11 protein-coding genes are annotated in these 13,292 nt (G+C 65.7%); 6 read left to right on the top strand and 5 right to left on the bottom strand.

Annotated elements, in window-relative coordinates; all coding sequences use genetic code 11:
- The first annotated feature begins 167 nt into the window (after window positions 1–167).
- The 4 genes from B5X90_RS08325 (at window position 168) to B5X90_RS08310 (ending at window position 5,209) form a co-directional block, all read left to right on the top strand.
- Window positions 168–1,223, top strand: coding sequence for an iron ABC transporter substrate-binding protein (locus tag B5X90_RS08325; RefSeq protein ID WP_079551876.1), 1,056 nt, complete (start codon window positions 168–170; stop codon window positions 1,221–1,223).
- A gap of 110 nt (window positions 1,224–1,333) precedes the next feature.
- Entirely contained in the window at window positions 1,334–2,833 is a 1,500-nt protein-coding gene (locus B5X90_RS08320) for an ABC transporter permease (protein WP_079551874.1), read from the top strand.
- Window positions 2,830–4,020 (top strand): ABC transporter ATP-binding protein, encoded by a 1,191-nt coding sequence (locus B5X90_RS08315; protein WP_179129084.1) that lies wholly within the window; start codon window positions 2,830–2,832, stop codon window positions 4,018–4,020. The genes B5X90_RS08320 and B5X90_RS08315 overlap by 4 nt, the downstream gene beginning before the upstream one ends.
- A gap of 49 nt (window positions 4,021–4,069) precedes the next feature.
- Window positions 4,070–5,209 (top strand): aminopeptidase P family protein, encoded by a 1,140-nt coding sequence (locus B5X90_RS08310; protein ID WP_079551872.1) that lies wholly within the window; start codon window positions 4,070–4,072, stop codon window positions 5,207–5,209.
- 316 nt (window positions 5,210–5,525) lie between these two features.
- Here the strand turns inward: B5X90_RS08310 and B5X90_RS08305 are convergent, their stop codons facing one another.
- The 5 genes from B5X90_RS08305 to B5X90_RS08285 all read right to left on the bottom strand — a co-directional run bounded on the left by B5X90_RS08305 (window position 5,526) and on the right by B5X90_RS08285 (window position 10,664).
- The gene (locus B5X90_RS08305) at window positions 5,526–5,777 is read right to left on the bottom strand and encodes a hypothetical protein (RefSeq protein WP_256860125.1); all 252 of its coding nucleotides are present in this window, start codon (window positions 5,775–5,777) and stop codon (window positions 5,526–5,528) included.
- A 115-nt stretch (window positions 5,778–5,892) separates the two neighbouring features.
- The gene (locus B5X90_RS08300) at window positions 5,893–6,924 is read right to left on the bottom strand and encodes a 2-keto-3-deoxygluconate permease (protein WP_079551867.1); all 1,032 of its coding nucleotides are present in this window, start codon (window positions 6,922–6,924) and stop codon (window positions 5,893–5,895) included.
- Window positions 6,925–7,003: 79 nt separating this feature from the next.
- Window positions 7,004–8,047: a zinc-dependent alcohol dehydrogenase gene (locus B5X90_RS08295; protein WP_079551865.1), complete on the bottom strand. Its 1,044-nt coding sequence runs from the start codon at window positions 8,045–8,047 to the stop codon at window positions 7,004–7,006.
- 51 nt (window positions 8,048–8,098) lie between these two features.
- Complete coding sequence (locus B5X90_RS08290) at window positions 8,099–9,397, bottom strand: four-carbon acid sugar kinase family protein (protein ID WP_079551863.1); 1,299 nt, start codon at window positions 9,395–9,397, stop codon at window positions 8,099–8,101.
- Window position 9,398: 1 nt separating this feature from the next.
- Complete coding sequence (locus tag B5X90_RS08285; RefSeq protein WP_079551861.1) at window positions 9,399–10,664, bottom strand: RuBisCO large subunit C-terminal-like domain-containing protein; 1,266 nt, start codon at window positions 10,662–10,664, stop codon at window positions 9,399–9,401.
- Window positions 10,665–10,934: 270 nt separating this feature from the next.
- On the opposite strand from B5X90_RS08285, the gene B5X90_RS08280 reads away from it, so the two are divergent.
- Both B5X90_RS08280 and B5X90_RS08275 read left to right on the top strand, forming a co-directional pair.
- On the top strand, window positions 10,935–11,801 hold the full coding sequence (locus tag B5X90_RS08280) for a GntR family transcriptional regulator (RefSeq protein ID WP_218670190.1): 867 nt from the start codon (window positions 10,935–10,937) through the stop codon (window positions 11,799–11,801).
- A 358-nt stretch (window positions 11,802–12,159) separates the two neighbouring features.
- Complete coding sequence (locus B5X90_RS08275) at window positions 12,160–13,182, top strand: LLM class flavin-dependent oxidoreductase (protein WP_079551857.1); 1,023 nt, start codon at window positions 12,160–12,162, stop codon at window positions 13,180–13,182.
- The last annotated feature ends 110 nt before the right edge of the window (window positions 13,183–13,292 follow it).

Raw genomic sequence — 13,292 nt, 5'->3', positions numbered from 1 at the left:
ACGTCACGGAATAGTATCGTAATTGATATGATCCTCATCACTTAAACCAGCCTCAGGTTGGTCGCTTAGGTTTGGCTAACCTACAGTCGTTCTTAGTGAGCATGCCCTAACTTCCCCGCTCACGGGGGGCAGGGCACTACGACGACTTCCTTGTAGAAAGTAGCCCCATGAAGATCCGCACCAACGCGCTGGCGGGCATCGCCCTGGCCGCCACTGCCGCCCTGGGCCTGGCCGCCTGCGGCTCCGGTTCCTCCGCCACGGCCGGCAGCAGCGCAGCCGCCAACGGCTCCTCCGCCGGCGAGATCACGGTCTATAACGCCCAGCACGAATCGCTGACCAAAGAGTGGATCGACGCCTTCACCGCCGAAACCGGCATCAAGGTGACCGTGCGCCAGGGCGACGACACCGAGATGTCCAACCAGATCGTGCAGGAAGGCCAGGCCTCACCGGCGGACGTCTTCCTCACCGAGAACTCCCCCGCCATGGCCCAGGTGGAAAACGCCGGCCTCTTCGCGGATGTGGACAAGGCCACCGTGGACCAGGTCCCCGCCGAATTCCGCCCCTCCACCAACAAGTGGACCGGCATCGCGGCCCGCTCGACCGTGCTGGTCTACGACAAGAACAAGATCAGCGCCGACAAGCTGCCCAAGTCCATGCTGGACCTGGCCAACCCTGAGTGGAAGGGCAAGTGGGCTGCCTCGCCGTCGGGCGCCGACTTCCAGGCGATCGTCTCGGCCCTGCTGGAACTCAAGGGCGAAGCCGCCACTGAGGCCTGGCTCAAGGGCATGAAGGAAAACTCCAAGCCGTACAAGGGCAACAGCACGGCCATGAAGGCCGTCAACGCCGGCGAAGTCGACGCCGCCCTGATCTACCACTACTACTACTACGGCGACCAGGCCAAGACCGGCGAGAACTCCAACAACGTCACGCCGTTCTACTTCAAGAACCAGGACCCCGGCGCTTTCGTCTCCATCTCCGGCGGCGGCGTGCTGAAGTCCTCGAAGAACGCCGCAGCGGCCCAGTCATTCCTGAAGTTCATCACCGGCAAGAAGGGCCAGGAAGTGCTCCAGAAGGGCACTTCCTTCGAATACGCTGTCGGCTCGGACGTTCCGTCCAACGACAAGCTGGTTCCGCTCAAGGAGTTGCAGGCCCCCACCGTGGATCCCGCCAAGCTCAATTCCGCCAAGGTCACCGAACTGATGACCCAGGCAGGACTGCTGTAGCCGCAGTGACTAACAAGCTGGCGGTCCCCGGTCCCTCTGGGGATTTGACGACTGACACGACGACGGCGGGCAGGGGTAAACGCCCCCGCCCGCCTTTCGGCGTCTCTGTCGTGTCCATCATCGCGGTCCTCATCGCCCTGTTTTCCCTGGTGCCCCTGGCCTACGTGGTCTTCATGACAGCCTCCACCGGCTGGGACACCGCAATGGCCCTGATCATCCGCCCGCGCGTGGGCGAACTCCTGCTGAACACGGTGCTGCTGACCGTGGTGACGGTGCCGCTGTGCCTCATCCTGGGCGTCGGCGGCGCGTGGCTCGTCGAACGCACCAGCCTGGTGGGCCGCAAGTGGTGGGCCGTGCTGCTCGCCGCCCCGCTGGCCATCCCCGCCTTCGTCAACAGCTACGCGTGGGTTTCCGCGGTGCCGTCCCTTGGCGGGCTGTGGTCCGGGGTCCTGATCGCCACCCTGTCCTATTTCCCGCTCGTGTACATCCCGGCCGCCGCGACGCTCAGCCGCCTGGACCCGGCGATCGAGCAGTCCGCCGCCTCCCTCGGCCTCGGCGCCTGGCACGCGTTCTTCCGCGTGGTGCTCCCGCAGCTGCGCATCGCCATGACCGGCGGCGGGCTGCTGGTCGCGCTGCACCTGCTGGCCGAATACGGGGCCTTCGCGATGATCCGCTTCGACACCTTCACCACCGCGATCATGGTCCAGTACCAGTCCACGTTCAACGGCACCGCCGGGAACATGCTGGCCAGCGTCCTGGTGTTCCTCTGCCTGATCCTGCTGCTCGTGGAGGTCCGCAGCCGAGGCAGCGCCCGGTACGCCAGGATCGGCTCCGGCGCCCAGGCGCGCGCCCTGCGCCTGCCCCTGCACGCCTACCAGTTCCCCGCCCAGCTGTCCCTGATCGCCCTCACCGGGCTGGCGTTCGGGCTGCCGCTGACGTTTGTGCTGCGCTGGATCGTCGCCGGCGGCCCGGAAATCTGGGCTGCCGAGGAATTCATGCCGGCCCTCCTGCAGACCCTGGCCTACGGCCTCGCGGCGGCCGTCGCCACCACCGTGGTCGCGTTCCCCATGGCTTACCTGGCCGTGCGGCGTCCCGGCTGGTTCAGCAAGTCCCTGGAGCTGTCCAACTACATCACCAGCTCCATGCCCGGGATCGTGGTGGGCCTGGCCTTCGTCACCGTGAGCATCCGGATGGTTCCCAGCATGTACCAGACCTCAGCGCTGCTCATCGCGGCCTACGTGCTGCTGTTCCTCCCCCGGGCCCTCGTGAACATCCGCTCGGGGCTGTCCCAGGCACCGAAGGAACTCGACGAGGCCGCCCAGGTGCTCGGCAAGCCGCCGCTGCTGGCATTCCTGCGCGTGACGCTGCGGCTCACAGCCCCCGCCGCGGCTGGCGGCGCCGCCCTGGTGTTCCTGGGGATTGTCAACGAGCTCACCGCCACCCTCCTGCTCTCGCCCAACGGGACCCGAACCCTCGCCACCGAGTTCTGGAGCAAGAGCAGCGAGATCGACTACGCTGGCGCCGCCCCCTATGCGCTGCTGATGATCCTGATCTCGGCGCCCATGACCTATCTCCTCTTCCAGCAGTCCAAGAAAGTAGCCGGACAGTGACCGATGTTTACCCGTCGCGTGAGGCCCCCTCGCGCCTCCCCGAGCCGCGGGTTGCGGCTTCCGTGGCCACCAGCACCAACAGCCACCTGGAAATCGACGCGGTCACCAAGAACTTTGGGCCCCAGGCCGTCCTCAAGGGCGTCAACCTCTCCGTCGCCAAGGGCGGAACGACGGCGATCGTGGGACCCTCCGGCTCCGGCAAGACCACGCTCCTGCGCCTGATTGCCGGCTTCGAGCACCCGGACACCGGCAGCATCTCGCTCAACGGGAGCAAGGTGGCCGGGGAGAACGCCTGGGTCCCCGCGCACAAGCGGCACGTCGGCTACGTCGCCCAGGACGGCGCCCTGTTCCCGCACCTGACGGTCGGGCAGAACATCTCTTTCGGGCTGGACGCCGCACAGCTCCCCGGCGGGCGCCGCGGCGTCAAGGCGCGGGTGGGCGAGCTGCTGGAAATGGTCTCCCTGGACCCGGCCATGGCCAAGCGCCGCCCGCACCAGCTCTCCGGCGGCCAGCAGCAGCGGGTTGCCTTGGCCCGGGCGCTGGCCCGCAAGCCCGCGCTCATGCTGCTGGACGAGCCCTTCTCCGCCCTGGACGCCGGCCTGCGGGTGGCCACCCGCCGCGCCGTCGCCCAGGTACTGAAGGACGCCGGCGTCACCACAATCCTTGTCACGCATGACCAGGCCGAGGCGCTGTCCTTCGCCGACCAGGTGGCCGTGATGCGCGGCGGCAAGCTGGCCCAGATCGGCAACCCGTTTGTCGTCTACACACGCCCGGCTGACCGTGCCACCGCCGAGTTCCTGGGCGACGCCGTGATCCTGGATGCCTGGATGGAAGGCTCCCTGGCCACGTGTTCGCTCGGCGGGATCCCCGTGCGCCGCCCGCCGGCCCAGGGCCGGGTCCAGCTGATGCTGCGGCCCGAGCAGATCCGCATTTCCGAGGACGGCCCCATCCGCGGCACGGTGGTGGACACGGACTACTTCGGCCCCGAAACCACGGTGCGGCTCCAACTCCCCGTCCCGCCGGTCCTTGCCGCCGGCGCCATCCCGGACCACCGCTACCCCGGCGGCGGGGAAATCATCACCATCCGGCACTGGAACGCATCGATCGCCCGCCCCGGCACGGAGCTGCGGCTTCGCGTGGTGGGTGAGGCCGTCGCGTTTCCGATGGATGAGCAGCAGTCCCAATAGTCCGCTGCTTGGGTTGACCAGTGATGCCCCGCGCACGAGAATGCGAACCATGAGTGATCATCGCGGCCTTTCCGAGCCGGCTCCGTTCACCGCCGCTGACTTCGCCGAGCGGTTGCTGCGAGCAGCCCGCGCCGCCGAGGATGCCGGGCTCGACGGCATCCTGGTCACTCCCGGACCGGACCTGTTGTACCTGACGGGGTACGCACCCGTGGCCATCACTGAACGCATCACCATGCTCGTGATCCCCGTCGACGCGGAGCCCGCGATGATCGTTCCGAGGCTCGAGCGGCCCGACGCGGAAGCGGCCCCCGGCGCCTCGATTTTGCGGATCACCGACTGGACCGACGGGAGCGACCCGTACACGGAATCTGCGACGCTGATGGCCGGCACGGGACGTTATGCCGTCTCCGACTCGGCTTGGGCCATGCACCTCCTCGGCCTGCAGGATCGGCTGCCCAAGTCGTCTTACGTTTCGATGACGACGGCCCTGCCGATGCTTCGGGCGATCAAGGATCACGACGAGATCGAGCGGCTGGCGGCGGCCGGCGCGGCCGCCGACCAGGCGTACGAGGAGATCGTCACGGTGCGGTTCGCTGGGCGCAGCGAGACCGACGTCGGTTCTGATCTCGCCGACCTGCTTCGCCAGTTCGGTCATTCGCAGGTGGACTTCACCGTCGTCGGTTCTGGTCCGAATGGAGCCAATCCTCACCACGAGATCGGCCCGCGGATCATTGAGGACGGAGACATGGTGGTGCTGGACTTCGGCGGCCTCAAACACGGCTACGGCTCGGACACGACGCGGACGGTGCACGTCGGGGAACCCACCGCCGAGGAGCGCGAGGTTCACGACGTCGTCAGGCTCGCTCAGCAGGCCGGGTTCGAGGCCGTGCGGCCAGGCGTCGAGTGCCAGGAGATCGATCGCGTGTCGCGTGCGGTGATCACTGAAGCCGGCTATGGCGACTACTTTATTCACCGGGTCGGGCACGGAATCGGACTGACGACGCACGAGCCGCCGTACATGGTCGAGGGCGAAACCCAGATCCTCCACCCCGGCATGTGCTTCTCGATCGAACCCGGAATCTACCTGCCGGGCAGGTTCGGCGTACGGATCGAGGACATTGTGACGGTCGTTCCCGACGGCGGACGGCGACTCAATCGGACCTCGCACGAGATGAGAATCGTCCACTAGTTAGCCGACGTGGTCCGCGATCTGACGTGGCCCCGGAACGAGATCGCGTCTGAGTGTCCTCAACGATCTGTGCACGCCGTCGAACCAGTGGCAGTGGCAGTATGTTCCATTTCCCTGGAGCATCTGTGGCCGAACAGGTTGGCCTGTCGTCTGGCGGGGAGCCATAGAGCGTTGTTATGCAGAGGCTCTCCGATTCCGCATGACCCGCCCGAACACTGCCCGGTCAAGGTGCCCAAACGCTAAACTCCAGGTTGTCTCACAACCCTGGGATTTCGGGACGCGTGACTGGGTCTCCTATTGGTTGCTAAGGGTGGGGCTAGGGGAAGATTTTGTGAATGACTGAACCGTCGCCGTGAAAAATGAGAATTCTGCTTTGGCCTTCAATCCAGACCCAAAAGTATGAGGCATCTACGCCGACGTCATCCACGGTGCCACGTTCGGGCGCACATCCGGTTCGTTTGACGATCACTCTGTCGCCCGGGTTCAGGTGGATCCAGTTGTGATAACTGAGCAGGCGGGTTTGGGATACGGGGAATGGGACGTTCACTGGCTGAGTGTCTGCATTCATGGTGTTCCTTCCGGTGCATTTGGCGTTTCCGTCCATCAGGTCCGGGTATACAAGGATCGGGCGGGGCTGGCACTCGTGTGCACGCCCCGCCCTTTATTCCTAGTACTGCCAGGCGTCAGTTCTGGCGTTCTACTGCATGCTTGGGGGCCACCGCCTCCTGCTCGGCGGAGTTGTCTTCTTTGTCCGCGGGGCCCGTCTTTTTCTGCACCCGGCGGGCCCATGATGAGGTCACGATCGGGCAGAGTACTGCGGAGACGACAACCGAGGCTGCCACGAGGACGGTGGCGTGTTCTGCGGCCGGCGCGTAGACAGGGTTGGCTGCGGCGACGATGGCGGGGACGAGCGCGGCGTTTCCGGCTGTGGTTGCTGCCGCGAGGCCGGCAACGCCGTCGCCGCCGGTGAGTTTGTCGGCCAGCAGCAGCACGGCGCCGCCGGCGAAGACCACGAACAGGCCAAGGCCGATGCCGAGCAGCCCGGCTTCAACGACGGCGTTGAGGTTGATGGTCAGTCCCAGGGCCAGGCCCAGGAACGGCACCATCGCTGGTACGAGTGGAGCCAAGAGGTTCCGCATGTTCTTGTCCAGGTTTCCGAGGAGCATGCCGAGTGCCAGCGGGAGGATGGCGCCGACGAGTGCCTGCCAGGGGAATGCGGACAGTCCGGCGATTCCCAGGGTGACCATGGTCAGGAACGGGCCTGATTCCAGGGACAGGATGGAGTAAGCACCTGCGTCCCGTTTGCGCCCGAACTGGCCCATCAGTGAGATGTAGAGACCGCCGTTGGTGTCGTTCAATGCGGCGACGAGTGCGAGGGTTGACAGGCCGGCAAAGATCCCGGATTCGATGGGTGCTTCGCCGAGGAAACGCCCGGCGATGACGCCGACAAGGATGGCGAAGAGGATTTTGGAGCCGAGCAGTACACCGCCCTTCTTGAGGATGTAGGGCGTTGATTTGACCTCCAGGGTCGCCCCAAGGCAAACGAAAAACACTGCAAGGAGCGGGGTGAGGCCGGTGAAGAAAGCCCCCGTGAAAGAACCGAAGAACTTTCCGGCGTCCGGGGCCAGGGTATGGATGACGGCACCGATGCCAAGCGGCACCAGCATCATTCCGCCGGGGACTTTTTCCAGGGCTTTCTTGATGGGAATCGACATTGATTTCTCCTGTGAATAGCTGGGTAGCTGGTGCTTTGGTCGGCGCGTTCTGCGGGGCAGATGCGCGGTGGGTGTGTGTTTAGCCGAGGCCCGGGACAAGCAGGACTTTGCAGGCGTCTCCGGTGAGCAGTTCGACGGCTTCGTCGATTTCGCTGAGTTTCTTGCGGTGGGTGATGAGCCAGTCCAGTTCCAGCTTTCCGGAGTCCAGAAGCAGCAGGCTTTGTTCCCAGGTTTCCCAGAGCCGGCGTCCGAAGATGCCGCGAAGGGTGATGCCCTTTTTGTTGATGTATGCGGCGATATCGACTTCTGCGGGGCGGCTTGGGTGTCCGACGGTGATGACGGTGGCTTCGCGGCGGACGGCTTCGAAGAGGGTTGTCAGGGTGCCGGGGGCCCCTGAGCATTCGAAGGCGACGTCGAAGCCGCCGCGGCGGCCGGTCAGTTCGCGGCAGCGATCGACGATGCCGTCGTTGGGGTGCAGTGCGGTCGCACCGAGCTTTTCGGCTTGGGCCCTCCGGTAGGGGTTGGGGTCAACGGCGATGACGTGTGAGGCGCCCATGAGCAGTGCGAGGTTCACGACGACAAGGCCGACAGGTCCGGCTCCGCTAACGAGCACGGCCCGGCCTGCGACGGAGTAGTTGGCGCGCTGGATGGCGTGCACGGCTACGCCGGCTGCCTCGAGCAGGGCGCCGGACTCGAGGGACAGGCCGGTGGGGAGCTTGACGCAGATGTCCTGCGGGACGGAGGCGTACTCGGCGAAGACACCGTCGATGTGCATGCCGAGGATGCCGGTGCGTTCGCAGGTGTGCGCGTCGCCGGTGCGGCAGGGGAAGCATTGGCCGCAGGTCAGGTGGCTTTCGAGGGCAACCTGGTCGCCAACCTTAAGCCCGGTGACGCCGGGTCCGACCTCGACGATGGTTCCTGCGCCTTCGTGGCCGAGGACGACCGGGAGGTTGAGGTTGAATGCCTGGGCTGAGGGGGTCCATTCGTAGAGTTCGCGGTCGGTGCCGCACAGGGACGCGGCTCCTACTTCGATGACGACGGATCCTTCTGTTGCCTTGGGGTCGCCGGCATCGGTGACGTACGTGACGCCTCGCTCGGCTGCGTTCTTAACTACTGCCCGCATGGGGGCCGCCTTTCGTTGGTTCGGGTGATGCGTGGAGGAATCGTTTGTGGGTCAGCCGGGGAGTTGGCCGGCGAAGCGACGCAGGACGTCGGCCGGGCCGACCTGTCCGCCCTTGAGCAGGAGCCTGCACCCGCCGACAGCGGAGGCGCCGTCGGCCTGCAGGATTGGGCCGGCGGTGACGAACTGGTCGGAAACGCGCAGCTGGCGAACTCCCATGGCGATGAGTGCGTGGCTGGAGGTGTCACCACCACACACGGCGATGTCGCGGGTCAGCCCGGCACCGGCCATCCTGGCGGCGATGCCGCCGATCAACGTGCCAACGTAGCCGGCGTCCACCGGCGTACCTGCGCCGTAGCGGGGGTCAGCCGCGCCACGGGTGGTGTGCAAGACCACGTTCCTGCCTGCCCGAAGGGCAGCTGAAACGCGCTCATCGAGGGCGGCCACGAGTGCGGTGTCATCGCGCTGCAGTAGTTCGGCAGGCACGGGAACGTCCTCCCAGCCATTCGATAGGGCATCGTTGATTTGCTCCGCCGTGGTGCTGGAGGCTGAAGCGCTGACGGCCAGCACCGGTCCGGACGGGCGCTGCGGTCCGGGGGTGCGCGGAGCCTGGTCCGAGATGGATCGCGCCAGGGCTGCCATGATGCCGCCGGATCCCACGACGATGGATGGGCCGTGGCCGTGTTCTTCCCGCGTGAGGGCTTCTGCAATGGCGTCCATCTCGTGTTCATTCACGGCATCAACCACGAAGGCGTGTGCTCCGAGGTCCCGGCGCCGGTCCGCCCAGGCGTCCTTGAAGGTGCCGTCGCCATAGGCGGGCAGGTGGATGGCCCCGGGCACCTGGGTGCCGCCGAGCTGTTCGGCCAGGACCTTGCGGAGGTCCGCCTCGGACATCGGCGTGGAAGGATGCCGTGACATGACCGGGTGGCGGTCCAGCCGGTAGATCTTGCCGGCGTAGGTCGCGTAGTGGTTGCTGAAGGCGGTGTACCGCCCGAAGCCCGGCTGGGCCGGCACCACGGGAATGGGTCCGTGCAGCGGAAATTGCTCGTGGAGCAGCTGTATCCCGCGGCCGATGCTCCCGACAGTGGTTGAGCTGTCGAATGTGGAGCACACCTTGTACAGCAGCACCTCCAGATTCAAGGCCGCAATCCCGGCAAGGTCATGGGTGACCAGGTTGTCGAACGCCGTTCCGGACAGGGACCGGGCCGGTCCTGCGAATCCGACGACGTCGGTGTCCGTGGGCAGCGGCGCGTCCCCGATGACAAGGGCGGCTTCCAGCCCGTAGCGGTGGGACTGGGCCAGGACGTCGGCGGCTCCGGTGAGGTCGTCCGCGACGAAACCGAAAGCTGGCATGTCAGGCACCTTTCCCGAAAGTCTGGACTGCGTGCAGGAGGGCATCGTCCCCCGTTTGGGCCAGCTTGTCCGCGGCGATCGCAAGCGGCACTCCCTCCACGGCTGCTTCCCAGGCCTGGCGCAGGCTGCGCACTCCGGCGCCGGGACCGTCCGGGTGGGCGGCAACCCCGCCGCCGGCCAGCATCATCAGGTCCGTGGAACCAACCGCGTCAAACGTGGGGCCGGGAGTGGTCACGTTCTGCCCGGAGGACAACACGGGAAGCGGTGCGATGGTCTGTCCGAGAGGTTCGAGAAGGCTGCGGATGTTCGCCGCGACCTCTTCGTCGAGTTCGTAAAACTTGCTGCCCAGTCCGCTGGCGTGCAGGTGGTCGGCGCCGGCAAGGCGGGCCATCTGCTGCCAGACCCGGTAGTCCATCCCCAGGGCCCTGGACCGCATGGACGCGGCGAGGCCCGCGCGGTGGCCGTGGATGGGGACCTCGGCGAAGCTGCGGAGCAATGCCAGTGCCGGCATACCCATGACCGGGATGTTCAGCATCACGCAGCGCCCCCCGGCTTCAACCACCAGGTCGTGGCGCTTCCGCAGCCCGGCGAGGTCTCCAGTGATGTTGAAGGCATACATGGTCGAGTGCCCGGTAACCTGCTCGGCGGCGCGGATCTCTTGTGTCGCGACCGCGACCCGGCGCTCCAGCGCCAGGTACGCCGGATCAGTCATGAGCTCGTCGTCCTTGATCAGGTCAATGGATGCCATCGCCAGATCCCGAACCACCAGCCGGAACTCGTCTTCCGAGAGCCCGACATTGGGTTTGACGATGGTGCCGACCATCACGCCCTGGGCGTCACTGATGAGCTTACGAGTTCCCTCAATGCCGAAGGCCGGGCCAGGGTGGGCGGCGACGAAGTCCTCGGGCAGCTGCATGTCTTGGAGCCGGCAGGCATACAGATCGCCCAGCTCGAAGAGATTGCCTGCTATCGCAGTCTGCAGGGTGGCCAGGTCGGTGCCGACATTCTCCATCGGGAAATCAACGGTCACCAGAGCGGCACGGACTTTTTCCGGGTTGGCCCGTGACGGCAAGGAAGGCCGGCAAAAGCCAAGCTCCTGAACATCGGATATCCGGGCGGCGTGCCGTTCCCGGATCCGGGACGATTCACCGGGCACGGGCAGGAAGGTGCCGCTGGACTGCTCGCCCGCCATGATGGCTGCCGCCTTCCCGGGGTCAATTTCGGACTCTAAGTAATAGGTGCAACGCACCGAGCGCGGGTCGCGCATGGACTCTCCAATTCGAGGGGTTATGAAACTCACGTATCCGACTGTCACCTGCAGGTACTTTCACTTCACTCACGCGCCGATGCGGGCTCAAGCAGGTGGCTCGCACTTCGGGTCCAAGGCATCTCCTGTGATTCCCCAACCAAAGTTGTACGTACCTTTGATACGTACAATAATAGGTGGTGTAGGTCACGTCAAGACCGGCTGATATCACGGCAGGCCCGCTAGGGACTGCGGGAGGGCTAAGATTTGCACAGCGGCAGAGGAGTTAGCGTGAGTTTGGAACCAGCAGAAACAGCGATGGAGCCGGCGGGACGCGCCGGGGGTTTGAACCGGGAAGCCGGAGGCCCTCTTCATGCACAAATCCGGGACATCCTGCACCGGCAGATCGTGGACCTCGCACTCCCTCCGGGCTCTTCCTTGCCCACCGAAGAGGAACTGCAAAGGCAGTTCGGCGTCTCCCGCAGCGTCGTGCGTCAGGCCCTGTCCGGCCTTTCTGACCTCGGCCTGATCCGACGCCAGCGCGGCCGCGGAAGCGTCGTAGCCGCAACACCTGTCCTCCGCCGGCACGTTCAGCGTGCGGGTGGTCTGGATGAACAGGCTGCCGCGCACGGCCAGCGCCTGCGCACTCATGTTCTTGCCGTGGAACCATCCGAGCCGCCCCCGGCAGGCATCGAGGCCCTAAACACCTCCAACACGTGGAAAATTGAGCGGGTCCGCTACCTCGATGATCTTCCCGTTGCCTTCATGCGCACCTGGGTCCCCCGTGACTTCTTCCCGCACTTCACCGCAGAACTGCTCGAAAACGCGTCACTCCTCGGCCTGATGCGCGACCATGGTTACCACCCGGCCGGCGGGCCGCGTCAGGTTCAGGCCGTGTCCTCAGACCCTGACCTGGCTCGGAAACTGAACATCAACACCAGGGAACCACTGCTCCTGCTCCAAGGCGTAACACGGGACGCCCTCGGCCACGGCCTCGAATGGTTCAATGTCTGGCACAGTCCCAACACAGTCTTCGACGTCGATGCACAAGTCACCAGCCAGCCCGGGCGCGTCTCCCAGGAGCATATCCGCCGCCTACGGAACCTGACCCAGCAACTTGAATCAGAACTAGCCGACCTTGAACGAGGAGCACGCTAAAAAGCCACCACCGCTGCAAACGACTTCTGACCTTGGGAGAGTCCATAACCCAACACCCGCTGGAGACCATGTAAGCGGCGAATCAGGCCTAATGTCCGAGTTGGTATCTGATAACCGGTGTCCCTCATCGCTAGGGTTACGAGGCGTCTTTTCGCCCCGGCGACCGCTGAGTACCTACAGTTGCGTTCACTTTCCGTCGTGTCGGCGTTTTAACAGGACTTTCCACCCAGCGCCTGTTAATCGTTGGTCGTGAGTGATGAAATCTCTGTGGCGGACATGGCGGCCCGAGCCCCCGCGGGAGGGGCGAGGCTGAGGCCCCGCGGGAATAAGAACCGCCGCCACCCTGTTCGTTTCCGGTGTGAAGAACATCGGATTCCTTTCCTTCGGCCATTGGACCGACCACCCGGATTCCGGCACGCGCACCGCGTCGGACGCACTGTTGCAAGCGATCGACCTCGCGGTCGCGGCGGAGGAGCTGGGTGCGGACGGCGCCTACTTCCGAGTCCACCACTTCGCGCAGCAATACGCCTCACCGTTCCCGCTGCTCGCTGCGATCGGGGCCCGGACGAGCCGCATCGAGATCGGCACCGGCGTGATCGACATGCGCTACGAGAACCCGCTCTACATGGCGGAGGACGCCGGCGCGGCCGACCTGATCTCGGGCGGCCGGCTGCAGCTGGGCATCAGCAGGGGTTCACCCGAGCAGGTCATCGACGGGTGGCGTCACTTCGGCTTCGCCCCCGCCGAGGGCGAGTCGGACGCCGATATGGGCCGCAGGCACACCGAGCGTCTGCTCGAGGTGCTCACTGGCAAAGGCTTCGCGGCTCCGAACCCCCGCCCGATGTTCCCGAACCCTCCGGGCCTGCTGCGCGTGGAGCCGCACTCGGAGGGCCTGCGCGAGCGCATCTGGTGGGGCTCCGGCTCGAACGCCACGGCCATCTGGGCGGCGAAGCTAGGCATGAACCTGCAGAGCTCCACGCTTAAAGACGATGAGAGCGGCAAGCCCTTCCACGTCCAGCAGGCCGAGCAGATCGGGCACTACCGGCAGGCCTGGAAGGAGGCGGGGCACGAGCGGGAGCCGCGCATCTCAGTCAGCCGCAGCATCTTCGCGCTGACGGACGAGCGCGACTGGCAATACTTCGGCCGCGACCGCTACAGCTCCGACCAGGTGGGCAACATCGACGAGAAAACGCGCGCGGTCTTTGGCCGCTCCTACGCCGGTGCCCCGGACGAGCTGGCCGCGAAGCTGGCCGAGGACGAGGCGATCGCCGCGGCAGACACCCTGCTGCTCACGGTCCCGAATCAGCTTGGTGTCGACTACAACGCCCACGTCATAGAGTCGATCCTGAAGTATGTGGCGCCGCAGCTGGGCTGGCGCTGACCGCTCGGGACAGCTTCCCCGGGCACTGCAGCCGCGGTTAAGTACGGCCGTGTCGACGCTCTACTGCGGGACCGCTGTGTGCACCTGAGGTCCATTTCGGACAGCATTGA

The organism is Arthrobacter sp. 49Tsu3.1M3 (assembly GCF_900168135.1).
GTDB lineage: Bacteria > Actinomycetota > Actinomycetes > Actinomycetales > Micrococcaceae > Arthrobacter.
Note: the sequence above shows the minus strand (reverse complement) of the source record. Positions and strands in the feature narration are given on the sequence as shown.